Below are 21,866 nucleotides of genomic sequence, written 5' to 3'. Positions count from 1 at the left end.
AGCGGGCTTGCTCGCGAATGCGGTTCATGAGGCCCCGGAGTTCTGCTTGAACTGCATCAGGGCCGGGAGCAACTGCTTATCGATCGCCTGGCGCACCGCCGGCAAGATCGTCGCGCTGCCGGTGTACATCTGCTCCACCATCCCCTTCAGTGCCTTGGCCCGCGCCTCGCTCAAGCCACGCACCGCACACTCGCAGGCCTGCTCGGCGGTAGAGCCGCTGGAGACTTCAAAACCCAGTGAGCGCAACTGGCCCAGCAGGTCATCCTGGTCAATCAAATCCGCATGCATCATGACGTTTATCCTGGTGAAGGGAACGGGTTTGACCTCGATTCTGGTAGCCACTCAAGGGGTCGGCAAGGGCAGATTGCACGAATGGCTCAGATGGCTATGAGCATGTCGTTTTCGGGCCATTTGCCGACGGCACTAATGGGCACACTGGGTTCAAGCAAGCAGCTTGACGGTTTGGTCACCCTCGGGATGTACAGCTCACACAAAACCTTCTGCCTCGATCTCGTCACGGCTTGATCGGGGCTTTTTTTATGCCGATGACCCGGCCGAGCAGGGCAGGGCGCGGTAAGTCGGCCTGCTCCAGGCAGATCGCCGAAAGGCGTTGCAGCGTGGCCTCGCTAAACGCTGTCGCATGGGGCCCTTTGAGGTCGACGTGCAGCAGCATCTGTTCGTTGCCCGCCAGCTCCTTATCGCCGCCGACCGGATGCAGGCTGTGGTAGAGATGCAGGCGCTTGGTGTCATGGGCGATGAGTTGGGTATGCACCTCGACGTCGGCGCCGAGTTTCACTTCGTGCAGGTAGTTCAGGTGCAACTCCAGGGTGAACAGCGAGTGGCCGCTGGCTTCGCGGTGGGTGCTGTCCAGGCCGAGGCTGTCCATCAGCGCATCGGTGGCGTAGCTGAAGATCAGCAGGTAGAACGCGTCGCGCAGGTGGCCGTTGTAGTCCACCCAGTCGGGGTGGATTTGCGTCGTATAAGTGGTTAATGCAGGCATGACATGTACTCGGTCAAAAAATGTGGGAGCGGGCTTGCTCGCGAATGCGGTGAGTCAGAAAAATTTAAGTGACTGACACTCCGCTTTCGCGAGCAAGCCCGCTCCCACAGGGGTTATTCAGCGAAGCTCATGCCGTGTTTGGCCTTGGTGGTTTTTACCGCTTCCAGCACCGCCAACAGGCAATCATCACGATAGCGCTCCAGCGCCGAAATGCTGTGTGTGCCCAACTGATCGCGGGTGCCCTCCACCACATCGTCGATCAACTTGTCGGTCAGCTCCGGTGCCGGCAGGTAGGTCCACGGCAGCTGTAGCGCCGGTCCGAACTGCGCCATGAAATGCCGCATGCCGGCGTCGCCACCCGCGAGGGTGTAGGTGAGGAACGTGCCCATGAACGACCAACGCAGCCCCGCGCCAAAACGGATCGCATCGTCGATCTCGCCAGTGGTCGCCACGCCGTCGTTGACCAAGTGCAGCGCCTCACGCCAGAGCGCTTCAAGCAGGCGGTCGGCAATAAAGCCAGGGACTTCCTTGCGCACATGCAACGGGCGCATGCCGAGGGATTCATACACCTTGATCGCGGCCTGGATCGCTTGCGGTGCGGTGTTTTTGCCACCGACCACTTCCACCAGCGGCAGCAGATACACCGGGTTGAACGGATGGCCGACCACGCAGCGTTGCGGGTGTGTGGCGCGCTCGTAGAACTCACTTGGCAACAGACCGGACGTACTCGAACCGATCAGCGCATTGGGCTTGGCGGCGGCGCTGATCTTGCTGTGCAATTCGAGCTTCAACTCCAGGCGTTCGGGGGCGCTCTCCTGGATGAAATCGGCGTCTTTTACGCAGGCTTCGATGGTGTCGACAAAGCGCAGGCGATCCTGTGATGCGCCGGGTGCCAGGCCTTGTTTCTCCAGGGCGCCCCAGGCGTTGGCGACGCGTTTGCGCAGGGCGGCTTCAGCGCCGGGCGCGGGGTCCCAGGCGACCACATCCAGGCCATGGGCGAGGGCGCGGGACACCCAGCCGCTGCCGATGACACCGCTGCCCAGGGCGGCGAAGGTTTTGATTTCGGTGATAAAGCTCATTGGCGACATTCCTGAAGAGTTCGGTGATCCATTGTGGGAGCGGGCTTGCTCGCGAATGCGCAGTGTCAGTCGCTCTATCCGGTACTGAGCCACCGCATTCGCGAGCAAGCCCGCTCCCACATTTTTGATTCGGTTTCGGGCAGGGGGTTAGCCGCGTCGGGTCAGGCCCATCTTCACGCGACCTTCCGCCGGGGTCAGAACCCGTGCACCAAGCCGGCTGAGAATTTCACTCGCCCGCTCCACCAACTGGCCGTTAGTGGCGAGCACGCCCTTGTCCAGCCACAGGTTGTCTTCCAACCCCACCCGCACATTGCCGCCCAGCAGCACCGCTTGCGCCGCCATCGGCATTTGCATGCGGCCGATGCCGAAGCCGGCCCACACGGCGTCGGCGGGCAGGTTGTCGACCATGGCTTTCATGGTGGTGGTGTCGGCCGGTGCGCCCCACGGGATGCCCAGGCACAGTTGGAACAACGGGTTGTCGAGCAGGCCTTCCTTGATCATCTGCTTGGCGAACCACAGGTGGCCGGTGTCGAAAATCTCCAGCTCGGCCTTGACCCCCAACTCCTGGATACGCTTGGCGCCCGCGCGCAGTTGCGCCGGGGTGGATACGTAAATGGTGTCGCCATCCCCAAAGTTCAGCGTGCCGCAGTCCAGGGTGCAGATTTCCGGCAGCAGTTCCTCCACATGCGCCAGGCGGGTCAACGGGCCGACCAGGTCGGTATTGGGGCCGAACGCCATCGGGTTCTCGCCCGCACCGATCTCCAGGTCGCCGCCCATGCCGGCGGTGAGGTTGACGATGATGTCGATGTCGGCCTCGCGGATGCGCTCCATCACTTCGCGGTACAAGGCGACGTCGCGGCTGAACTTGCCGGTCTCGGGGTCGCGCACGTGGCAGTGCACAACGGTGGCGCCGGCCTTGGCGGCTTCCACGGCGGCGGCGGCGATCTGTTTGGGAGTGACCGGCACGTGGGGGCTGCGGCTGGTCGTGTCGCCAGCACCGGTGAGTGCGCAGGTGATGATGACGTCGTGGTTCATGAGGCGGTTCCTTACAGGCGTGGTGATGCCGTTCGCGGTCGGGAGTGACCGCGAAACGGTGGTTGGAAATGGCTTATTTGCTGGACAGTTGCAGGTTGGCCGCAGCCGGCTTGCCGTCGAAGGTGGTCACGCCTTCGAGCCAGCGCGCCTGGTCCTGGGGGTGATCCCTGAGCCACTGCCTGGCGGACTCGATGGCGTCCTTGTGATCCAGCAGGGGCTGCATCATCCGGCTCTCGTCGGCAGCGGTGAAGGTCAGGTTGGTCAGCAACTTGTGCACGTTGGGGCACTGTTCGGCGTAGGTCGGCGCGGTGACGGTCCATACCGTGGCCATGCCTTCGTTCGGGCCCAGGGCGTCGTCGCTGCCGGTGAGGTAGGTCATGGCGACGTTGACGTTCATGGGGTGCGGCGCCCAGCCGAAGAACACCACGGCTTCCTTGCGGCGCACCGCACGGTCGACGGCGGCGAGCATGCCGGCCTCGCTGGATTCGACCAGCTGGAACTTGCCCAGGCCGAACTGGTTCTTGGCGATCATTGCCTTGATCTGGGTATTGGCGCCCGAGCCTGGCTCAATGCCGTAGATCTTGCCGCCCAGTTCTTTCTCGAACCTGGCGATGTCGGCGAAGGTTTTCAAACCCTTGTCCGCCAGGTAAGTCGGCACGGCGAGGGTGGCACGCGCATCTTCCAGGCTCGGCTTGTCGAGGACCTTGACTTGCTTGGCGTCGACGAACGGCGTGATGGTCTGGGTCATCAGCGGGTTCCAGTAGCCGAGGAACAGGTCCAGGCGCTGGTCGCGGATGCCGGCGAAGATGATTTGCTGGGAGGCGCTGGTCTGTTTGGTCTTGTAGCCGAGGCCGTCGAGCAACACTTGGGTCATGGCGCTGGTGGCGATGACGTCGGTCCAGTTCACCACGCCCATGCGCACGTTCTGGCAGGACGCCGCGTCGGCCGCCATCGCGTTGGTACTCAAGAGTGCGCTGGCGCTGAGTGCGAACATCAGTCGTTTCATGGTGGTTCCCTCGGCAGGTCGTTATTGTGGGGGCCGGTGTCTTTGTGCACCGTGCAGCCAAGGTACGCAGCTTGCGCGGCGGTAAAACGCACGGCGGCGACCGACTCTTGCACTGCAGCGACCTGCCCCCTTGAAACCACCCGCGAACGGGAGTATCACAGTGCCACGCTGGCCGTCCGACGAGAGCGCCACCATGTCCCAGGATGTCTATTTTTTGCTGATGCCGGGCTTCTCGGCCATCGGCTTTATCTCCGCGCTGGAACCGCTGCGGGTGGCCAATCGCTTTCGTGGCGAGCTGTACCGCTGGCACGTGCTGAGCGCCGACGGCGGCGCGGTGTTGGCGAGCAATGGCATGTCGGTCAATGCCGACGCGGCGCTCGAGCCGCTGAAGAAAGGCGCGACATTATTGGTTGTCGCTGGCTTCGAGCCTTTGCAGTTCGCCACGCCCGCGCTGGAGCACTGGTTGCGCCGCCTCGACCACGAGGGCGTAACCCTTGGCGCCATCGACACCGGCGCTTGTGTGCTGGCTGAGGCGGGCCTGCTCGATGGGCACCGCCTGACCCTGCACTGGGAAGCCATCGATGCTTTCAAGGAATCGTATCCGCACCTGACCGTGACCCAGGAACTGTTCGAGATCGACCGTCGCCGCATCACCTGCGCCGGCGGCACCGCGTCCATCGACCTGATGCTCGACCTGATTGCCCAGGCCCATGGTCCCGACCTGGCGATCCAGGTTTCCGAGCAATTCGTGCTGGGCCGCATCCGCCCACGCAAAGACCACCAGCGCATGCAGATCGCCACGCGCTACGGCATCAACAACAAGAAACTGGTGCAAGTGATCGGCGAGATGGAACAGCACACCGAGCCACCGCTGAGCACATTGGCCCTGGCCGAGGCGATCAAGGTCACTCGGCGCCAGCTGGAGCGCCTGTTTCGTTTGCACCTGAATGACACCCCGAGCAATTTCTACCTCGGCCTGCGCCTGGAAAAGGCCCGGCAACTGCTGCGCCAGAGCGACATGAGCGTGCTGGAAGTGAGTATTGCGTGCGGGTTTGAATCGCCGTCGTATTTCACCCGCAGTTACCGCGCGCGGTTTGCCAAGTGCCCACGGGAGGATCGGCGACGGGAGGTTGTTTGATCATTTTTTAGCCAATTATGGTGGCGACTATAAATTATAGTTGCCGCCATAATTGGGTATAAAACTCAATTTCAGAGCTGCACCGAGTATCAGTGTGGCTTATTTCTTGAGCAGGGCCGAGCAGGCGGCTTTGTAGGCTTCGTGCTGGTACTTGTTGAGCGTCGCGGGCAGATCAAAATTGTGCTTCTTGTTCTGCGCATTAATAGTCTGTGGCGACAACAACGTCACCTCCACACCGTCGAGCAACTGAAACACCCCTTCAATCTTGAACGTGGTCGGCCCGCCGGCAAATTCACCCTTCTTGCTGCGCTTCTTGATCGCGATGCGCTCGATGCCATTGGCCTGCACAAACGCCTTCACTTGCGCGGCGAAGGCTTTGACGTTGGCGGCTTCGTCGTCGTCTTCCAGGGCGATCTTTTTGGTGGCCAGGGCGACGTGGCTCAGCACTTGGTTGTCCAGGGAGGCGACGGCGATGATGGCTTCGCTGCCTTTGATTTCGATGCCGCAAGTCTTCATGAATAGCCTTGTTTCAAACGGAAAGTGCCGGGGATTGTCGCTTATTCCTGCCCAATCGACTCCAAAAACTCCGACCGCTCGTCACTCATGCGCGCCAGGCAGTCATTCACTGCAATCGCATAGGCCTTGGTGCCCGTTACCGCCGGGAAGGTGTCCACGGCGCAATCGGCATCCCGCAGTTTTTCCCACTTCTGCTGGGCATCCTTCAGACGAGCGGTAATGTCTGCCAGCTTGGTTTTGTCGCTGCCGTAGGTCGCCGCCATGCGTTCCAGCAGGCCCTGGTAGTTATCCTTGAGCAGTTGCTCGGCGGTGGTTTTGTTGTAGGTAGCGCATTCCAGGGTTTGTTTGTCGTTTTCGATGCCATCGCACGGGGTGCTGTCGGTGTCTTCGGCCGCGTGGACGCCGGTTGCGATGAGTGCCAAAGCCAGGAAAATCGATTTCATTGCGCCGTCTCATATCAGGTGTGCGGGAATTCTGGCCCAAGAGTAGGACAAAGAACAGTCGTCAGTCAGGCCTCTGTTCTTAGCCTTTGTCGTGGATTGACGCTTTCGGCAATTCCCCTGTCGTTTTTGCACCCGGCTCTGTCGGCCCCTGGGCATATGCTGGCCCCAAAGCGCCGGCAGACGATTCGGCGCATGAATCGCCAATAAGGGGACGCCTGATGAGCCCAGCCGAATTGCACGCCGACAGCATCGTTATCGACGGGCTGATTATTGCCAAGTGGAACCGCGACCTGTTCGAGGACATGCGCAAAGGCGGCCTCACCGCCGCCAACTGCACCGTGTCGGTGTGGGAAGGGTTCCAGGCCACCATCAATAACATCGTGGCCAGCCAGACCCTGATCCGTGAAAACAGCGACCTGGTGATCCCGGTGAAAACCACCGCCGACATCCGCCGCGCCAAGGAGCAGGGCAAGACCGGCATTATCTTCGGCTTCCAGAATGCCCACGCGTTTGAAGACCAGCTCGGCTACGTCGAGATCTTCAAGCAGCTCGGCGTTGGCGTGGTGCAGATGTGCTACAACACCCAGAACCTCGTCGGCACCGGCTGCTACGAGCGTGATGGCGGCCTGTCGGGTTTTGGTCGTGAGATCGTCGCCGAGATGAACCGCGTCGGCATCATGTGCGACCTGTCCCACGTCGGCTCCAAGACCAGCGAAGAAGTCATCCTCGAATCGAAAAAACCGGTGTGCTACTCCCACTGCCTGCCGTCCGGGCTCAAAGAGCATCCGCGCAACAAGTCCGATGAAGAACTCAAGTTCATTGCCGACCACGGCGGGTTTGTCGGCGTGACCATGTTTGCGCCGTTCCTGGCCAAGGGCATCGATTCGACCATCGACGACTACGCCGAAGCCATCGAATACACCATGAATATCGTCGGCGAAGACGCCATTGGCATCGGCACCGACTTCACCCAGGGCCATGGCCAGGATTTCTTCGAAATGCTGACCCATGACAAGGGCTACGCCCGCCGCCTGACCAGCTTCGGCAAGATCATCAACCCGCTGGGCATCCGCACCGTGGGCGAGTTCCCCAACCTCACCGAAACCCTGCTCAAGCGCGGCCACCCCGAGCGCGTGGTCCGCAAGATCATGGGCGAAAACTGGGTCAACGTCCTCAAGGACGTCTGGGGCGAATAAGCCACCGCCAACACATCTTCTCCCCCGGCCGTCCGCGCCCGGGGGCATTAACAAGAATTTTTCTGGAGTTAAGTTTCCATGGCCAAGATCGCCCCGCAATTGCCAATCGAAGTCGACAGCGAGACCGGTGTCTGGACCTCCGACGCCCTGCCAATGCTGTACGTGCCGCGCCATTTCTTCGTCAACAACCACATCGGTATCGAAGAAGTGCTGGGCGCCGAGGCCTACGCCGAGATCCTCTACAAAGCCGGCTACAAATCCGCCTGGCACTGGTGTGAAAAAGAAGCCGAATGCCACGGCCTGGAAGGCGTCGCGGTGTTCGAGCACTACATGAAGCGCCTGTCGCAACGCGGCTGGGGCCTGTTCAAGATCCAGGACATCGACCTCGACAAAGGCACCGCCAGCGTCAAGCTGGAACACTCGGCCTTCGTCTACGTGTACGGCAAGGTCGGGCGCAAAGTCGACTACATGTTCACCGGCTGGTTTGCCGGTGCCATGGACCAGATCCTGCAAGCGCGTGGCAGCAAGATCCGCACCGTCGCCGAACAAGTCTACGGAGGCTCCGAAGAGGGCCACGATGATGGCTTGTTCACCGTCAAGCCGTTGTAAGCCGAGGACCGTGCCATGGCTTTCGAAGCAATGTTTGCGCCGATCCAGATCGGCAAACTGACCATCCGCAACCGCGTGCTTAGTACTGCCCACGCCGAGGTGTATGCCACCGACGGCGGGATGACCACCGACCGCTATGTGAAGTATTACGAAGAGAAAGCCAAGGGCGGTATCGGCCTGGCGATCTGCGGCGGCTCCTCCGTGGTGGCGATCGACAGCCCCCAGGAATGGTGGAGCTCGGTGAACCTGTCCACCGACCGTATCATCCCGCACTTCCAGAACCTGGCTGACGCCATGCACAAGCATGGCGCCAAGATCATGATCCAGATTACCCACATGGGCCGTCGCTCGCGTTGGGACGGTTTCAACTGGCCGACCCTGATGTCGCCGTCCGGCGTACGTGAGCCGGTGCACCGTGCCACCTGCAAGACCATCGAGCCGGAAGAAATCTGGCGCGTGATCGGCAACTACGCCCAGGCCGCACGCCGCGCCAAGGCCGGTGGCCTGGACGGTGTGGAACTGTCCGCCGTGCACCAGCACATGATCGACCAGTTCTGGAGCCCGCGCGTCAACAAGCGTACCGACGAATGGGGCGGCACCTTTGAAGGCCGCATGAAGTTCGGCCTGGAAGTGCTGAAGGCCGTGCGCGCCGAGGTCGGTGACGACTTCTGCGTAGGCATGCGCCTGTGCGGTGACGAGTTCCACCCGGACGGCTTGTCCCACGAGGACATGAAGCAGATCGCCAAGTATTACGACGACACCGGCATGCTCGATTTCATCGGCGTGGTGGGTTCGGGTTGCGACACCCACAACACCCTGGCCAACGTGATCCCCAACATGAGCTACCCGCCGGAGCCGTTCCTGCACCTGGCGGCCGGGATCAAGGAAGTGGTGAAGGTCCCGGTGCTGCACGCGCAGAACATCAAGGACCCGAACCAGGCCACCCGCATCCTGGAAGGCGGTTATGTGGACATGGTCGGCATGACCCGTGCACACATCGCCGACCCGCACTTGATCGCCAAGATCAAGATGGGCCAGATCGACCAGATCAAGCAGTGTGTGGGCGCCAACTACTGCATCGACCGCCAGTATCAGGGGCTGGACGTGCTGTGCATCCAGAACGCCGCGACCTCCCGTGAATACATGGGCGTGCCGCACATCATCGAAAAAACCACCGGCGTCAAACGCAAGGTCGTGGTGGTCGGTGCCGGTCCTGCCGGGATGGAAGCCGCGCGCGTGGCGGCCGAACGTGGCCACGACGTGACCCTGCTGGAAAAGAAAGAATTCATCGGCGGGCAAATCACCACCGCGTCCAAAGCCCCGCAACGCGACCAGATCGCCGGCATCACCCGCTGGTATCAGCTGGAGCTGGCGCGTTTGAAAGTCGACCTGCGCCTGGGCGTCGCGGCCGACGCCGACACCATCATGGACCTGCGTCCAGACGTGGTAGTGCTGGCGGTCGGTGGCCATCCGAACGTGGAACAGAACGAACACTGGGGCGCGGCTGAAGGCCTGGTGGTCAGCAGCTGGGACGTGCTCGACGGCAAGGTTGCACCGGGCAAGAACGTGCTGGTCTACGACACTATTTGCGAGTTCACCGGCATGTCGGTGGCGGACTTCCTCGCGGACAAAGGCAGCCAGGTCGAGATCGTCACCGACGACATCAAGCCGGGCGTGGCCATCGGCGGTACGTCGTTCCCGACCTACTACCGCAGCATGTACCCCAAGGAAGTGATCATGACCGGCGACATGATGCTGGAAAAGGTCTACCGCGAGGGCGACAAGCTGGTGGCGGTGCTGGAGAACGAATACACCGGCGCCAAAGAGGAGCGGGTGGTCGATCAGGTCGTCGTCGAGAACGGCGTGCGTCCGGATGAAGCCATCTACTACGCCCTCAAGGAAGGCTCGCGCAACAAGGGCCAGATCGACGTCGAAGCGCTGTTCGCGATCAAACCGCAACCGTGCCTGAGCGAGACGGGCGATGGGTACTTGCTGTTCCGCATCGGTGACTGTGTGGCGCAGCGCAATACCCACGCTGCGATCTACGACGCCCTGCGCCTGTGCAAGGATTTCTGACCCAGCCTTGAACCAATGTGTACTCGGTCAAAAATGTGGGAGCGGGCTTGCTCGCGAATGCGGTGAATCAGCCACCGAATGCGTCAGCTGACACACCGCATTCGCGAGCAAGCCCGCTCCCACATTTGGGGCCAGTTTCACAGTAGACCTGTGTGGTCTTTGGGAGCTTCACCATGTTGAACACCCTGCTTCCCATTTTATTGTTTGCCGCCCTGGGCCTCGCCGTCCTCGGCGCGCTGCGGCGCGTCATGATGTGGCGCCGTGGCCGCGCGTCCAAAGTCGACCTGCTGGGCGGCCTGCTGGCCATGCCCAAGCGCTACATGGTCGATTTGCACCACGTGGTCGCCCGCGACAAATACATCGCCAACACCCACGTCGCCACGGCGCTGGGCTTTGTGCTGTCGGCGTTGCTGGCGATCCTGGTGCACGCTTTCGGCCTGCACAACCGCATCCTTGGCTATGCCTTGCTGCTTGCCTCGGTACTGATGTTTGTCGGCGCCACCTTTGTCTACCTGCGTCGGCGCAACCCGCCGGCACGCCTGTCGAAAGGCCCGTGGATGCGCCTGCCGAAAAGCCTGATGGCGTTCTCGGTGAGCTTCTTCCTGGTGACCCTGCCAGTGGCCGGGATTCTGCCGGCGGACTTCGGCGGCTGGCTGCTCGCCGCGCTGCTCAGCGTAGGTGTGTTGTGGGGCGTGTCCGAAATGTTCTTCGGCATGACCTGGGGCGGCCCGATGAAACACGCCTTCGCCGGTGCCCTGCACCTGGCCTGGCACCGTCGCGCCGAACGTTTCGGCGGCGGCCGTTCCACTGGCCTGAAGCCGCTGGACCTGAGCGACAAATCCGCGCCCCTGGGCGTGGAAAAACCCAAGGATTTCACCTGGAACCAACTGCTCGGTTTCGACGCCTGCGTGCAGTGTGGCAAGTGCGAAGCCGCGTGCCCGGCGTTCGCCGCCGGGCAGCCGCTGAACCCGAAAAAGCTGATCCAGGACATGGTGGTCGGCCTGGCCGGTGGCACCGATGCCAAGTTCGCCGGGAGCCCGTACCCAGGCAAAGCCATCGGTGAACACAGCGGCAACCCACATCAGCCGATCGTCAATGGCCTGGTGGACGCCGAGACCCTGTGGTCGTGCACCACCTGCCGCGCCTGTGTGGAAGAGTGCCCGATGATGATCGAGCACGTGGACGCCATCGTCGACATGCGCCGCCACCTCACCCTGGAAAAGGGCGCCACGCCGAACAAGGGCGCCGAAGTCCTCGAAAACCTGATCGCCACCGACAACCCTGGCGGCTTCGCACCGGGGGGGCGCTTGAATTGGGCGGCGGATCTGAACCTGCCGTTGCTCAGCGACAAAGGCAGTGCCGACGTGCTGTTCTGGGTCGGCGACGGGGCCTTCGACATGCGCAACCAACGCACCCTGCGTGCGTTCGTCAAAGTGCTCAAGGCCGCCAATGTCGACTTCGCCGTACTTGGCCTCGAAGAGCGCGACAGCGGTGATGTGGCCCGACGCCTGGGCGATGAAGCCACCTTCCAACTGCTGGCCTCGCGCAATATCCAGACCCTGGCCAAGTACAGCTTCAAGCGCATCGTCACTTGCGATCCGCACAGTTTCCACGTGCTGAAAAACGAGTACGGCTCCTTCAACGGCCACTACCTCGTGCAGCACCACAGCACCTTCATGGCCGAGCTGATCGGCGAAGGCGCGCTGAACCTGGGCCAGCACAAAGGCAACAGCGTGACCTATCACGACCCGTGCTACCTGGGCCGCTACAACGGCGAGTACGAGGCACCGCGCCAAGTGCTGCGTGCGCTGGGCATCGAGGTCAAGGAGATGCAACGCTCGGGCTTCCGTTCCCGCTGCTGCGGCGGTGGTGGCGGCGCGCCGATCACCGACATTCCCGGCAAGCAACGTATCCCCGATATGCGCATGGAAGACATCCGCGAAACCGGCGCCGAACTGGTGGCCGTGGGTTGTCCACAGTGCACGGCGATGCTCGAAGGCGTGGTTGAACCGCGGCCGTTGATCAAGGACATCGCCGAGCTGGTGGCCGACGCATTGCTTGAAGACGCCGCACCGAGCAAAGCCCCTTTAAAGCGTGAACCTGCGGAGGTGCACTGATGAGCGACATTATCCGCCGCGACCCCCGTGCCGAATGGATCGCCCGCAACCGTCTGCACCCGCTGCACGCAGCGATGCAGCCCGTACAACATAGCTGGATGGGGCCTAACGGCATCGTCCGCAAGAACGTGCATGGCGTCGGTTTTATCGGCCCCAACGGCATCAAGCGCATCGACCGCAGCGGCGCCCAGCAGGGCGGCGCGGCCAAACGCACGGCGGCAGTGCAAGTGCAGTTGCCGCTGCATCAGGTGGCGGCGCCGGCGTTCTACATCAACGTGGTGCCGGACATGGTCGGTGGCCGCCTGAGCAGCCACGACCGCGACCTGCTCGGCCTCGCCCGGCAACTCGCCGGCAGCGACGGCGCAGTGCTGGCGGTGGTGTTTGGCGAGCATAAGGAAAACACGTTTGCCACTGCGGGCGTGGATCGCCTGCTGGTGCTGGAAGGCCACGAGTTCGACGGTTATTCACCGGAGCAACGCGTGCAAGGTTTGCGGGCTGTGGATAACCAGTTCAACCCGCGTCACTGGCTGCTGCCGGACAGCCGCAGTGGCGGTGGGGAACTGGGACGACGGTTTGCCGCCAGCCTCAAGGAGCGTCCGGCCACGCGGGTGTGGCAGATCAAGGGCGACGAGTGCATCGGCCGTGCCGGCGCGGGCCAGGAAGACCTGGCCCGGCCACTGCCGCGCCTGATCCTGGCTGCCGTGGAATGCGCTGAACCCGTCAGCGAAACCCGGCACGAAGTGCTGCCCGTGGAGTTATCCACAACCCTGGCGCGCAGCCTGCCGCGTATCGAGGACCTCGGCGCGGTGGCCGTGGACCCGGCAGCGATTCCGATGGCCGAGGCGGAGTTCATTTTCTCTGGCGGCAACGGCGTGAAGGACTGGGCGCTGTTCCACCAGACTGCCGCCGCACTGGGTGCCACCGAAGGCGCTTCGCGGGTGGCAGTGGACGATGGCTTCATGGGCCGTGATCGCCAGGTCGGCGCCAGCGGCACCTGGGTCACCGCCCGGGTCTACGTGGCCGTGGGGATTTCCGGGGCGATCCAGCACCTGCAGGGCATCGGCGCCTGCGACAAGGTGGTGGCGATCAACCTCGATCCGAGCTGCGACATGATCAAGCGTGCCGACCTGTCGGTGATCGGCGAAAGTGCCGCGATCCTGCAAGCCTTGATCGCTGCAGTCGAGACCTACCGCAACGGCGCCAAGCGCGATGCCGCTTAAGGACATGACCATGACCACGAATGTAATCAGCCTGGTGTCCATCGGCGCCCACCCAACCTCCGGGCGCCCGCGCCGCGCCGAGCAGGACGCGCGCGCGGTGGAGCTGGGCCTGCAACTGGCTGGGGATACATTGCAGGTGCTGCATGCCGGCAACATCGCCGAGCCGACCTTGCGCAGTTATTTGGGCATGGGCTTGCCGCAACTGCATGTGCTGGAACAACCGGCGGGCAGCGATGCCTTGCCTGTGCTCAGTGAATACTTGCGCGATGCCGGTGCCCACGTGGTGCTCGCCGGCAGCCAGGCGGAAACCGGCGAAGGTTCGGGCATGTTGCCGTTCCTGCTCGCCGAGCAACTGGGCTGGCCGTTGATCGTCGGGTTGGCGCAAGTGGAGTCCATCGACGGCGGCGTGGCCCATGTGCTGCAAGCCTTGCCTCGCGGCCAGCGGCGGCGCTTGAAGGTGCGCCTGCCGTTTTTGGCCACGGTGGACAACGCCGCGCCCAAGCCCCGGCAAAGTGCCTACGGCCCGGCGCAACGTGGTGAGTTGGCGGCGCATGAGGTTGAGGTGGCAGAAGATGAACTGTTCAACGCCGCAGTGCTGCAACCGGCCAAGCCACGGCCCAAGCGTTTGAAGGTGATCAAGGCCAAGAGCGGTGCCGACCGGATGAAAGCCGCGACGGCCAAGGCCAGTGGCGGTGGTGGGCAAGTGCTCAAGGGTGTGAGCGCGGAGGAGGGCGCCCAGGCGATCCTCAAGTTGTTGGTGGAAGAGGGTGTAGTCCGCTAACTAGAGAACCCTGCAAACCATGTGGGAGCTGGCTCGCCTGCGATAGCGGTCCATCAGCTAAGGCTGTACAAGCTGACCCGCCGCCATCGCAGGCAAGCCAGCCCCCACAATTGATCTTCATTGTGCCTGTGGGGCTTGAGGTGTCGGCACCGGCGCTGGCTTGGGCAGCAATTCCGGCAACGGCGGCGGCAGCGGTGCCCAGTTGGCATTCGGTTGCTGCATCGGTGGCGGTATCGAGGGCGTCGGATCGCCACCGGTAGGCTTGAGAGTCATCTTCTCGGTGGTGTCGCGCAGGATCATGCCCTCCGTCGAACTGCGCGCCTCGGTGCCGCTGTGGAAGGTGCTGATCTGGGAAATCGGCAGGTCGAGGTTGCGTTCGATCCTGGGAGTCAGCAGCAGGATGATCTCGGTTTTCTGCTGGGTACTCTGATTGGTGCCAAACAGCTTTTTGCCGATCCATGGGATCTGGCTCAACCACGGCAAGCCCGAGCCGTCATCGACGTCGGCGGTGCGGATCAGCCCTGAGACCACCTGGGTTTCATTGTTGCGCGCCGTGAGCAAGGTTCTGGTCGAGCGCGAACCCAATTCAAAAGTGGCAGGCACATTTTCCGAGCCAGCAATGCGCTTGGTGATATGGCTCATCTCCACATCCACTTCCAGGTTCACCTCATCGCTGAGGCTGATATTGGGCTTGACCCTGATCTGCAGTCCCACGTCCTGGTACGCCACGGATGAGGTGGTGACCAGGTTGGCCGTCGTGGTGGTGACCACGGGGATCTTGTCGCCGATATTGACCTGGGCCTCTTCGCGATTGCGCACCCGTACCCGAGGGTTGGCCAGGGTCACGGTGTTGCCGCTGCGTTGCAGCATATTGATGCGGGCCGAGGTGCTGCCTGAGTCCAGCAGGATGTTGTCGCCATTGATCCCGCGCAGTGCACTCAGCGGCACACCCGCGAGCCCCGCGGGTACGTTGGCCAGGTTGCCCACCGACAAGCCGAGACTCTCCGGGTACTGGATGCCCAGATTCAGTTCATCCGTCAGGCTGACCTCCAGCACCTGAATGTCGATAGTGACCTCCGATTGCGCAATATCGATGGCCTCGACCATCTTCTCCACCGCACTCAACGTATCCAGCCCATCGCGCACAATCACCGCATTCAGGCGCTCGTCCACCAGCACTTCCTTGGGTTTGAGCACTTGCTTGATCTCGGCGGCGACGATCTTTGCGTCACCATGGCTGAGGTAAAAGGTGCGCACGGCCAGCTCACGGTATTCACGCTCTTTGTCGGGGCGCTTGGGGTACACGAGGATCGTATTGTTGTTGAGGATTTTCTTGTCCAGGCCCTGGGTCGCGAGCAGCAGGTTCAGCGCATCTTCGGCGGTGGTGCGGCTGGCGCTCATGCTCGCCGAGGCGCTGGGATTGACGTCTTTGTCGATGACGAAATTGACCCCCGACAGCCGCGCTATCGTCTCGAAGATCGTGCTCAGGCTCTGGGCGCTGAACTCCAGGCTCAGGGGTTTGCGCATGGCTTCGGAGAGGTCGGCGCTCAGGTAGTCGGCACTCACCAACTCGCGGGTCAGGGCGTTGCGAAAATCCAGGGCCTCTCGGTAGTTGGGTTTTTGCGCAATGATCTGGCGCACCAGATTGAGCGCTTCGACCGGGTTGGCGCGTTTCATTTCATAGGCCCGCGCCAGTTGCGGGCGCAGTTGTTTCATCGCCTCGATGCTCTGGATTTCCTGGCGGGCGCCGAGGTTGCCGGGGTCGTACTTGAGGATGATTTGCAGCGCGCGAATGGCGGCCGCGTCGTCGCCGCGCACCAGTGCGGCGCTGGCTTCGCGGCTGTATTGGGCGACCAGCAACTCCAGCTTGCTGAATTGGGCGGTGCGCAATTTCACATCGTCGGGCGCCTGTTTGGCTTCGGCTTGCAGCACTTCGACCGAGCGCACGATGTCGCCTTGCTGGCGCAGTTCGTCACTGTGCTTGATCGCTCGATCGGTCTCGCAGCCGGTAAGCAATATCAGCACCAGGCCCAGGGGAATCGATGTACGCATCCACATGATCATTCCCCTTCATCAGTGAGTATCCAGGCGCAAGGTGCTGACATGCTTGAGCGGCATGTAGGTCAGCACCACGAGCGTGTCGGTGAGTTTGTCCAGCCGGTAGTGCGCGTCGAGCATCTTGCCGGGCACGATACGTCCCGGTACGGAGCAGCGGTTGCACAGGGTGTATTGGCTGCCGTTGCCTTGCAGCACGACGATTTTCGCTTGGTTCTCGTAGCGCCATTGCGCACTGACAGTGAATGGCAGCGGCGGCGGTTTGGGCGGCGAGTTATCCACAGGTATTGGCGGTGGCGGCGGGGGTGTCCAGGTTTGCGCGGGGAACAGCTCGACCATGGCCGCCGGTGCGTGCACGGGCTGGGGTGCCGGTGCGGCGGCCACCGGCTTGGCGGCCACTGCCGTGGGGGCGCTGACCGGACTGTCCGGCGTGTCCTGCCAGAACAGCCAGGCGCAGCCGATGACGGTGAGCAGCAACAGCACGCGTAGATAGAGAGGCAGCTTCATTGCGTCACCCCCAGCAGGCTGATCTTGAGGTTGATGTTCAGCCGGCTGCTGATGATCTCCTTGCGTTCCAGCATGAGGTTTTCAATGCGCACTGCCGGCTGTTGCGCGATGTCCACCAACGCCTCGCGCAGTAGGCTGTAGGGCCCGACCAACGGGATTTCCACGTCCAGGCGTTGCAGCCCGGTGTCGCCGGGGGCGGAGTAGGCCAGGGTGGTTTGCTCGATCACGAAGCCGCGTTGGGTGAGGGAGCCCAGCAGCTGTTCCAGGCGCAGCGCAAAGTCGTCGGCACTGGGCATTTTTTCGACGGCCGCAGGCTCCGTGACTTGCACGTCCTGGGGCCGTTCGGCGATGCCGGCCTCCAGTTCCTGGCGGCGCTGGCGGTCGACGATGCCCGCCGGTTGAATCACCGTGACTTCGACCACCAGTGCAGTCGCCATCACGGCCAATGCCAGCAGCCCCCAGGAGCCCAGGCGCCGTTGCCATTGCATGAGGTGCCAGCGCACGCGCGGCAGGTGACGAGTCAACGCGTCCATGGGCGATTACCCCGCGCCCACGGCGATCTTGACCTGCACCGGGTGTTGCGGGTCATTGGTCTTGAGGGTGCTTTGTTGCAGGTTCACATGCAGCCGCGGCTGGGCCTTGAGCCGTTCGACAAAGCGGAACGCATCGCCCAGCCGCCTGGCCTCCAGCTCCATGTGCAACAGCTGGGTCTGGGTGTTGACCTCGACCCGGGTCAGGGCCACGTCGGGGGACCAGGCTTGCGCCACGGCGTCGATCAGCGCGAAGGGTGTCGCCGCTTGCTTGGATAGCGCTGCCAGCTGTTGTTTCTGCCGGGGCGACAGGCGACTCGCAGCCTGGATCAATTGCTCCTGGCGTCGCGTCAGCTCGATGAACTGCTGCTCCCGTGCATCGGTCTGGCGTTGCTGCTGGTCCATGCGCTGCCAGTGCAACCAGGTGTTGAGCAGCACTCCCAGCGTGAGCAGCCACAGCACGGCGACCAGCGGCCGATGGACGCCGTCGGGGCGTTGCAAGTCCACCGCTGGCGCCTGGGGCGTGCGCAGGGTGTGCCAGGCGCTGGCGAGCCGGGATTTCATGTGGACGATTCCTCCAGCCACGGATGCAAGGGCCCCAGCCAGGGCGAGACAGGGCGATTGGCGACGATCAGCGTCGCCGTCGCCTGTTGCTGTGCCAGCAGGTCGGCGGTGAACAGGTTGTCGCTCAAGTGGCTGTCGGGGCGGGTGGGCAGCACGCACACCTGGGACGGCGCGCCGCTGTGTCGATACAGGCAACTGAGGCCGCTGGCTTCGGGGACGGCCAGCACGCAGTCTTCGGGCAGGTATCGCCAGTAACGCTGGGCCACGGCCGTGAGCAGCGGTGTGCAGCTCACCAGAGGCAGGTGCGCCAGCTTGAACAGCTCGCGGATGTCTTGCAGCAGGTCCCGTGGCAGGGCCACCGCCAGGCGATCGCGGCCGAAGCTACTGTTGGCGACCTGGACCTGCAAGTGTTCGCTGTCGATACCGGCCTGTTGGCTGAACGTGGCTTCGGCGAAGCCCTGCCAGTCAGTGTGGCGATGCAGGTCGTCTTGCCACGGCAGCATCAGGTAATGCACGTGGGGAAACCCCAGCAGCACGCTGGCCCGGTCCAGAAAGCGCACGCGACCGCGCGGCGCCTGTGCGAGCAGTTCGGCGCAGGCGGCCAAGGGTTCGCCGGCCTGTTCCGCGCGCCATACCGTTGCACCGCGCCAGCGCGGGCGCGCAGCCCAGACGGCGCCGCTGCTGTGCAGCCACACCACATGCTCAATGAAAGGGAAGGACACGGAGGATCTCCTTGATCGTGGTGTGGCCCTGGGCGGCATGGGCCAGGCCGATCTCACGCATGAACACATGGCCAGTCTCACGCGCCAGCTCGCGCAAGGTGGCTGCCGAGCTGCGGTTGAGCAGGCCCTCCTTGATGCTGTCGTTCAGCGTGAGCACTTCCGCCAGGGCGAGCCGTCCGCGATAACCCGTGTGACGACAGGCGTCGCAGCCTTTGCCCGCGCGGTAGTGGCCGTGTTTGAGTTGGTCATCGGCAAGCTGGACGAGGCGGGCGCTGTCGGCGTCGGGTTCGGCATTCACCGCACAATCCGGACACACCCGCCGCACCAGCCGCTGCGCGACCACACCGTTGAGGGCTTCGACGAAGCTGGCCGGGTCCACGTCCATGTAGGTAAAGCGTTCAAGCACGCTGAACGCGCTGTTGGCGTGCACCGAGGACATCACCAGATGCCCGGTGAGTGCCGCTTGCACCGCGATGCCGGCGGTTTCGCCATCGCGGATTTCCCCGACCAGAATGGTGTCGGGGTCATGGCGCAGGATAGAGCGCAGACCGCGGGCGAAGGTCAGCCCCTTTTTGTCATTCACCGGAATCTGCAGCACACCGGGTAGTTCGTATTCCACCGGATCTTCGATGGTGATGATTTTTTTCTCGCCGGTGTTGATCTCCGACAGGGTCGCGTACAGCGTGGTGGATTTGCCGCTGCCGGTGGGCCCGGTCACCAGCAGCATGCCGTAGGGCTCGCTGGCCAGCAGGCGGATGCGGGCGATGGTGTCGGCGGCGAGGCCGAGGCTTTCCAGGCTCAGGGATTCACCGCGCTGGGACTTGTCGAGAATCCGCAGCACCGCGCCTTCGCCATGGATGCTGGGCATGATCGACGCACGAAAATCCACCTCACGGCCTTGGATCTTCATCTTGAATCGCCCGTCCTGGGGCACCCGGCGCTCGCCGATGTCCAGTTCCGACAGGACCTTGATCCGCGACAGCGCCTGCTCGGCCATGTCCAGGCCGTTGGCCTTGCCCATCGCTTGCAGCACACCATCGATGCGGTATTTGATGTCCAGGCCTTCGGGGTTGGTCTCCAGATGGATGTCGCTGGCGCGGCTTTGCAGCGCATCAAACAACATGGAGTTGATCAGGCGCACCACGGGGTTTTCGTCGCGGGCGATGCTGCTTAGGGAGATTTCCTGGGCGGCCTGGCCGACGCGGGCGTCTTCATTGTCCTCGCCAAAGGGCTGCATCACGCGCTGGCTGGTTTCGGCGAGCGCCAACTGGGCCTTGACCGCGCCCGGCAGGCTCATCGCCAGGGGCAGTGAATGCAGGTTGGGAGTGGACTGGATCCAGTGCCGATTGGCCAGGGTGAACGGGTCGCCGAGCGCCAGGCAGGGGTAGCCCTTGTAGTCCAGGGGCAGCACGTTGTGCATCAGCGATTGGGGCAGTGACAGCAGGTCGAAGCGCCAGTGGTTTTCCGTCAGGTGCTCGGGTTTGATCGGCGTCAGGCCCAGGGGGGTGGCGATGGTTGCGAGTTGATCGGGTGCCTTGTCCAGCACTTCCAGCAGGTAGTTGGCCAGGGACATCGAGCGTTGTTGCGCCAATGCTTGCCATTGCCGTGTCTGTTCGCTCATGGCGCTACCCTTGAATGGAGCCTGCCAGTTCGAAGATCGGCATGTACAACATGAACACGATCAGGCCGATCAAGCCGCCCACCACCAGCATCAACAGAGGCTCGAAAACTTTGCTGAAGAGTTCGATGGCGCGTTCCAGCGCTTCATCGTGAAATTGCGCAATGCGCTCGCACATCGCCGCCAGTTCACCGCTCTGTTCACCGACCCGTAACAGGCGTTCGGCGACGGCGGTGGTCAGTTGATGGCGGGCCAGGGACGTGGACAGCGGCTGCCCGGCCTGGATGTCGGTCATGGCCTGGCGCAGCGCGCCCTGACGCTCGGCGGGCAGTAGTGCGCCGGACATGTGCACCGCCGTGACCACCGGCATCCCGCCCATCAGCAACATGCCGGCGGTGCGGTAGAACCGCGCGAGGATAAACAGCGTGCGCTGGGCGCCGAGGCTGGGGATCTTCCAGAACAGGTCGGCGACGCGCCGCTTGAACGCGGCGCTGCGCAACAGCAGCACTAGGCCGACAATTGCCAGCGCCACGCCGATCAATAGTTCGCTGCCACGGGTCTCCACCAGCGCGCCCCACCACACCATGAAACGTGCGGTGGCGGGCAGGTCGGTGACCGAGTCGAACACCGAGGCGAAGCGCGGGATCACGAAAAACAGCAGGAACAACAGGATCAAGGCGCCGACGCTGAGCACCACCAAGGGGTACATCAGCGCACCGCTGACGCGTTTTTTCACTGTCTCCAAGTGCGCCTCGAAATGGTGATAACGACGCAGCGCCACCGCCAATTGGCCGCTGTGTTCCGAGGACGCCACGGTGGCGATCAGCAACTCGGGAAAGGTCTGTGGCTTGAGCTGCATGGCCTTGGACAGAGCGTTGCCCTCGTACATCGAGGCCAGCAAGTCGCTCATCACCTGGCGGTTGATCCCCGGCGGCGCCTTGTCGCGCAGGGTCTCCACGGCTTCCACCAGCACCAGGCCGGCGTCGAGCAACACCACCAACTCCTGGATAAACAGGCCCAGGGCGAACTTGGCGCGGCGGCTGGGCAACTTGAGCTGGCGACGGGTTTTCAGTGAGACAACCTGGGCGCCATCGGCTTGCAGTTGCTGGCGCGCCTGGGCGAGGTCGCTGGCTTGCAGGCGCAGGGTCTGCAAATGGCCGTCACGGATGATGCGGGCGTCGATGTCGATCATGGTGCCGGCCTCGCCAGTTGCTCGCGCTGTTGCAGCAACGCGCCGTAGTAGCGCCATACCGCCAGCGCATAGCTGGAACGGCGCGCCTCACGATCCGGCCGGCCCCCCGCGTTGTAGGCCCCGACCGCCTGCCAGCCATAGCCGGTCTGTTGAATAAACCCGGCGAGGATCCATGCGCCGACCATCACGCTGGTGCAGGGCTGGCTGATCAATTGTTGTTCGGTAATGCCCCAGCGGGCGAGGGCGGGCAAGTGGCGGCTGTTGATCTGCATCAGGCCCAGGTCCTGGCTGCCGTCGCCGTTGAGATTGCGTGCGTTGGGGTTGAGGTTGGATTCGACCTTGGCGATGGCGTACAGCAACAGCGGATCGACGTGATAACGGCTGGCCGCCAACTGCCAACAGTCGGCCTGGGCGGTGCCCACGAGGCACAGCAAGGTCAGGGCGATCCGCAGCGTGTGCATG

The 21,866-nt window shown here is 63.1% G+C and carries 22 protein-coding genes; 7 read left to right on the top strand and 15 right to left on the bottom strand.

The window, feature by feature from the left end; genetic code table 11:
* Nucleotides 1-24: 24 nt before the first annotated feature.
* From LIY36_RS00685 to LIY36_RS00665, 5 genes are all read right to left on the bottom strand, one after another.
* Entirely contained in the window at nt 25-291 is a 267-nt protein-coding gene (locus LIY36_RS00685; RefSeq protein ID WP_226454518.1) for a hypothetical protein, read from the bottom strand.
* A gap of 223 nt (nt 292-514) precedes the next feature.
* Nucleotides 515-1,000 (bottom strand): thioesterase family protein, encoded by a 486-nt coding sequence (locus LIY36_RS00680; protein ID WP_226454517.1) that lies wholly within the window; start codon nt 998-1,000, stop codon nt 515-517.
* A gap of 113 nt (nt 1,001-1,113) precedes the next feature.
* Nucleotides 1,114-2,079 (bottom strand): L-carnitine dehydrogenase, encoded by a 966-nt coding sequence (locus tag LIY36_RS00675; protein ID WP_226454516.1) that lies wholly within the window; start codon nt 2,077-2,079, stop codon nt 1,114-1,116.
* 147 nt (nt 2,080-2,226) lie between these two features.
* On the bottom strand, nt 2,227-3,114 hold the full coding sequence (locus tag LIY36_RS00670) for a 3-keto-5-aminohexanoate cleavage protein (RefSeq protein ID WP_192299889.1): 888 nt from the start codon (nt 3,112-3,114) through the stop codon (nt 2,227-2,229).
* Nucleotides 3,115-3,187: 73 nt separating this feature from the next.
* Nucleotides 3,188-4,120 (bottom strand): choline ABC transporter substrate-binding protein, encoded by a 933-nt coding sequence (locus LIY36_RS00665; RefSeq protein WP_226454515.1) that lies wholly within the window; start codon nt 4,118-4,120, stop codon nt 3,188-3,190.
* Between the two features lie 193 nt (nt 4,121-4,313).
* Between LIY36_RS00665 and LIY36_RS00660 the strand changes: the two genes are divergently transcribed.
* Complete coding sequence (locus tag LIY36_RS00660; RefSeq protein WP_192299887.1) at nt 4,314-5,258, top strand: GlxA family transcriptional regulator; 945 nt, start codon at nt 4,314-4,316, stop codon at nt 5,256-5,258.
* A gap of 99 nt (nt 5,259-5,357) precedes the next feature.
* Here the strand turns inward: LIY36_RS00660 and LIY36_RS00655 are convergent, their stop codons facing one another.
* Both LIY36_RS00655 and LIY36_RS00650 read right to left on the bottom strand, forming a co-directional pair.
* A complete protein-coding gene (locus LIY36_RS00655; RefSeq protein WP_226454514.1) occupies nt 5,358-5,774 on the bottom strand; it encodes a DUF3010 family protein in 417 nt (138 codons plus the stop codon).
* Nucleotides 5,775-5,815: 41 nt separating this feature from the next.
* On the bottom strand, nt 5,816-6,217 hold the full coding sequence (locus LIY36_RS00650) for a lysozyme inhibitor LprI family protein (RefSeq protein ID WP_192299885.1): 402 nt from the start codon (nt 6,215-6,217) through the stop codon (nt 5,816-5,818).
* Nucleotides 6,218-6,435: 218 nt separating this feature from the next.
* Here LIY36_RS00650 and LIY36_RS00645 point away from each other — a divergent pair, with 218 nt between their 5' ends.
* The 6 genes from LIY36_RS00645 (at nt 6,436) to etfB (ending at nt 14,216) form a co-directional block, all read left to right on the top strand.
* Nucleotides 6,436-7,413, top strand: a complete 978-nt coding sequence (locus tag LIY36_RS00645) for a dipeptidase (RefSeq protein WP_005792153.1) — start codon at nt 6,436-6,438, stop codon at nt 7,411-7,413.
* 78 nt (nt 7,414-7,491) lie between these two features.
* A complete protein-coding gene (locus tag LIY36_RS00640; RefSeq protein ID WP_192299884.1) occupies nt 7,492-8,022 on the top strand; it encodes a DUF5943 domain-containing protein in 531 nt (176 codons plus the stop codon).
* Between the two features lie 15 nt (nt 8,023-8,037).
* Nucleotides 8,038-10,098: a dimethylglycine demethylation protein DgcA gene (gene dgcA / locus LIY36_RS00635; RefSeq protein WP_192299883.1), complete on the top strand. Its 2,061-nt coding sequence runs from the start codon at nt 8,038-8,040 to the stop codon at nt 10,096-10,098.
* Between the two features lie 173 nt (nt 10,099-10,271).
* Nucleotides 10,272-12,215, top strand: coding sequence for a dimethylglycine demethylation protein DgcB (gene dgcB / locus LIY36_RS00630; protein WP_226454513.1), 1,944 nt, complete (start codon nt 10,272-10,274; stop codon nt 12,213-12,215).
* Nucleotides 12,215-13,435: an electron transfer flavoprotein subunit alpha gene (gene etfA / locus LIY36_RS00625; RefSeq protein ID WP_192299881.1), complete on the top strand. Its 1,221-nt coding sequence runs from the start codon at nt 12,215-12,217 to the stop codon at nt 13,433-13,435. Before dgcB ends, etfA begins: the two co-directional genes overlap by 1 nt.
* Before the next feature lie 10 nt (nt 13,436-13,445).
* The gene (gene etfB / locus LIY36_RS00620) at nt 13,446-14,216 is read left to right on the top strand and encodes an electron transfer flavoprotein subunit beta (protein ID WP_192299880.1); all 771 of its coding nucleotides are present in this window, start codon (nt 13,446-13,448) and stop codon (nt 14,214-14,216) included.
* Between the two features lie 117 nt (nt 14,217-14,333).
* Here etfB and LIY36_RS00615 read toward each other — a convergent pair whose 3' ends face one another.
* The 8 genes from LIY36_RS00615 to LIY36_RS00580 are packed head-to-tail and all read right to left on the bottom strand — an operon-like array spanning nt 14,334 to nt 21,865.
* On the bottom strand, nt 14,334-16,274 hold the full coding sequence (locus tag LIY36_RS00615) for a secretin and TonB N-terminal domain-containing protein (protein WP_226454512.1): 1,941 nt from the start codon (nt 16,272-16,274) through the stop codon (nt 14,334-14,336).
* 15 nt (nt 16,275-16,289) lie between these two features.
* Nucleotides 16,290-16,778 carry a hypothetical protein gene (locus LIY36_RS00610; protein ID WP_226454511.1) on the bottom strand — a complete coding sequence of 163 codons (489 nt, stop codon included), beginning with the start codon at nt 16,776-16,778 and terminating at the stop codon, nt 16,290-16,292.
* Entirely contained in the window at nt 16,775-17,311 is a 537-nt protein-coding gene (locus tag LIY36_RS00605; protein ID WP_226454510.1) for a hypothetical protein, read from the bottom strand. Before LIY36_RS00605 ends, LIY36_RS00610 begins: the two co-directional genes overlap by 4 nt.
* 6 nt (nt 17,312-17,317) lie before the next feature.
* Nucleotides 17,318-17,872: a hypothetical protein gene (locus LIY36_RS00600; RefSeq protein ID WP_226454509.1), complete on the bottom strand. Its 555-nt coding sequence runs from the start codon at nt 17,870-17,872 to the stop codon at nt 17,318-17,320.
* Nucleotides 17,869-18,594 carry a hypothetical protein gene (locus LIY36_RS00595; RefSeq protein WP_226454508.1) on the bottom strand — a complete coding sequence of 242 codons (726 nt, stop codon included), beginning with the start codon at nt 18,592-18,594 and terminating at the stop codon, nt 17,869-17,871. The genes LIY36_RS00600 and LIY36_RS00595 overlap by 4 nt, the downstream gene beginning before the upstream one ends.
* Entirely contained in the window at nt 18,575-20,215 is a 1,641-nt protein-coding gene (locus LIY36_RS00590) for a GspE/PulE family protein (protein ID WP_226454507.1), read from the bottom strand. The genes LIY36_RS00595 and LIY36_RS00590 overlap by 20 nt, the downstream gene beginning before the upstream one ends.
* Before the next feature lie 4 nt (nt 20,216-20,219).
* Nucleotides 20,220-21,404: a type II secretion system F family protein gene (locus tag LIY36_RS00585; protein ID WP_226454506.1), complete on the bottom strand. Its 1,185-nt coding sequence runs from the start codon at nt 21,402-21,404 to the stop codon at nt 20,220-20,222.
* On the bottom strand, nt 21,401-21,865 hold the full coding sequence (locus LIY36_RS00580; RefSeq protein ID WP_226454505.1) for a transglycosylase SLT domain-containing protein: 465 nt from the start codon (nt 21,863-21,865) through the stop codon (nt 21,401-21,403). The genes LIY36_RS00585 and LIY36_RS00580 overlap by 4 nt, the downstream gene beginning before the upstream one ends.
* Nucleotide 21,866: the final 1 nt, after the last annotated feature.

It is taken from the genome of Pseudomonas sp. AF03-9, assembly GCF_020515815.1.
In the GTDB taxonomy this organism is placed as follows: Bacteria; Pseudomonadota; Gammaproteobacteria; order Pseudomonadales; family Pseudomonadaceae; genus Aquipseudomonas.
The sequence above is the reverse complement of the archived record's forward strand: the minus strand, read 5'-3'. Positions and strand labels throughout refer to the sequence as shown.

Excerpts from the sequence above, each read along its gene's own strand:
- LIY36_RS00685 (WP_226454518.1), bottom strand. The coding sequence starts at position 291 with ATGATGCATGCGGATTTGATTGACCAGGATGACCTGCTGGGCCAGTTG.
- LIY36_RS00680 (WP_226454517.1), bottom strand. The coding sequence starts at position 1,000 with ATGCCTGCATTAACCACTTATACGACGCAAATCCACCCCGACTGGGTG.
- LIY36_RS00675 (WP_226454516.1), bottom strand. The coding sequence starts at position 2,079 with ATGAGCTTTATCACCGAAATCAAAACCTTCGCCGCCCTGGGCAGCGGT.
- LIY36_RS00670 (WP_192299889.1), bottom strand. The coding sequence starts at position 3,114 with ATGAACCACGACGTCATCATCACCTGCGCACTCACCGGTGCTGGCGAC.
- LIY36_RS00665 (WP_226454515.1), bottom strand. The coding sequence starts at position 4,120 with ATGAAACGACTGATGTTCGCACTCAGCGCCAGCGCACTCTTGAGTACC.
- LIY36_RS00660 (WP_192299887.1), top strand. The coding sequence starts at position 4,314 with ATGTCCCAGGATGTCTATTTTTTGCTGATGCCGGGCTTCTCGGCCATC.
- LIY36_RS00655 (WP_226454514.1), bottom strand. The coding sequence starts at position 5,774 with ATGAAGACTTGCGGCATCGAAATCAAAGGCAGCGAAGCCATCATCGCC.
- LIY36_RS00650 (WP_192299885.1), bottom strand. The coding sequence starts at position 6,217 with ATGAAATCGATTTTCCTGGCTTTGGCACTCATCGCAACCGGCGTCCAC.
- LIY36_RS00645 (WP_005792153.1), top strand. The coding sequence starts at position 6,436 with ATGAGCCCAGCCGAATTGCACGCCGACAGCATCGTTATCGACGGGCTG.
- LIY36_RS00640 (WP_192299884.1), top strand. The coding sequence starts at position 7,492 with ATGGCCAAGATCGCCCCGCAATTGCCAATCGAAGTCGACAGCGAGACC.
- dgcA (WP_192299883.1), top strand. The coding sequence starts at position 8,038 with ATGGCTTTCGAAGCAATGTTTGCGCCGATCCAGATCGGCAAACTGACC.
- dgcB (WP_226454513.1), top strand. The coding sequence starts at position 10,272 with ATGTTGAACACCCTGCTTCCCATTTTATTGTTTGCCGCCCTGGGCCTC.
- etfA (WP_192299881.1), top strand. The coding sequence starts at position 12,215 with ATGAGCGACATTATCCGCCGCGACCCCCGTGCCGAATGGATCGCCCGC.
- etfB (WP_192299880.1), top strand. The coding sequence starts at position 13,446 with ATGACCACGAATGTAATCAGCCTGGTGTCCATCGGCGCCCACCCAACC.
- LIY36_RS00615 (WP_226454512.1), bottom strand. The coding sequence starts at position 16,274 with ATGTGGATGCGTACATCGATTCCCCTGGGCCTGGTGCTGATATTGCTT.
- LIY36_RS00610 (WP_226454511.1), bottom strand. The coding sequence starts at position 16,778 with ATGAAGCTGCCTCTCTATCTACGCGTGCTGTTGCTGCTCACCGTCATC.
- LIY36_RS00605 (WP_226454510.1), bottom strand. The coding sequence starts at position 17,311 with ATGGACGCGTTGACTCGTCACCTGCCGCGCGTGCGCTGGCACCTCATG.
- LIY36_RS00600 (WP_226454509.1), bottom strand. The coding sequence starts at position 17,872 with ATGAAATCCCGGCTCGCCAGCGCCTGGCACACCCTGCGCACGCCCCAG.
- LIY36_RS00590 (WP_226454507.1), bottom strand. The coding sequence starts at position 20,215 with ATGAGCGAACAGACACGGCAATGGCAAGCATTGGCGCAACAACGCTCG.
- LIY36_RS00585 (WP_226454506.1), bottom strand. The coding sequence starts at position 21,404 with ATGATCGACATCGACGCCCGCATCATCCGTGACGGCCATTTGCAGACC.
- LIY36_RS00580 (WP_226454505.1), bottom strand. The coding sequence starts at position 21,865 with ATGCACACGCTGCGGATCGCCCTGACCTTGCTGTGCCTCGTGGGCACC.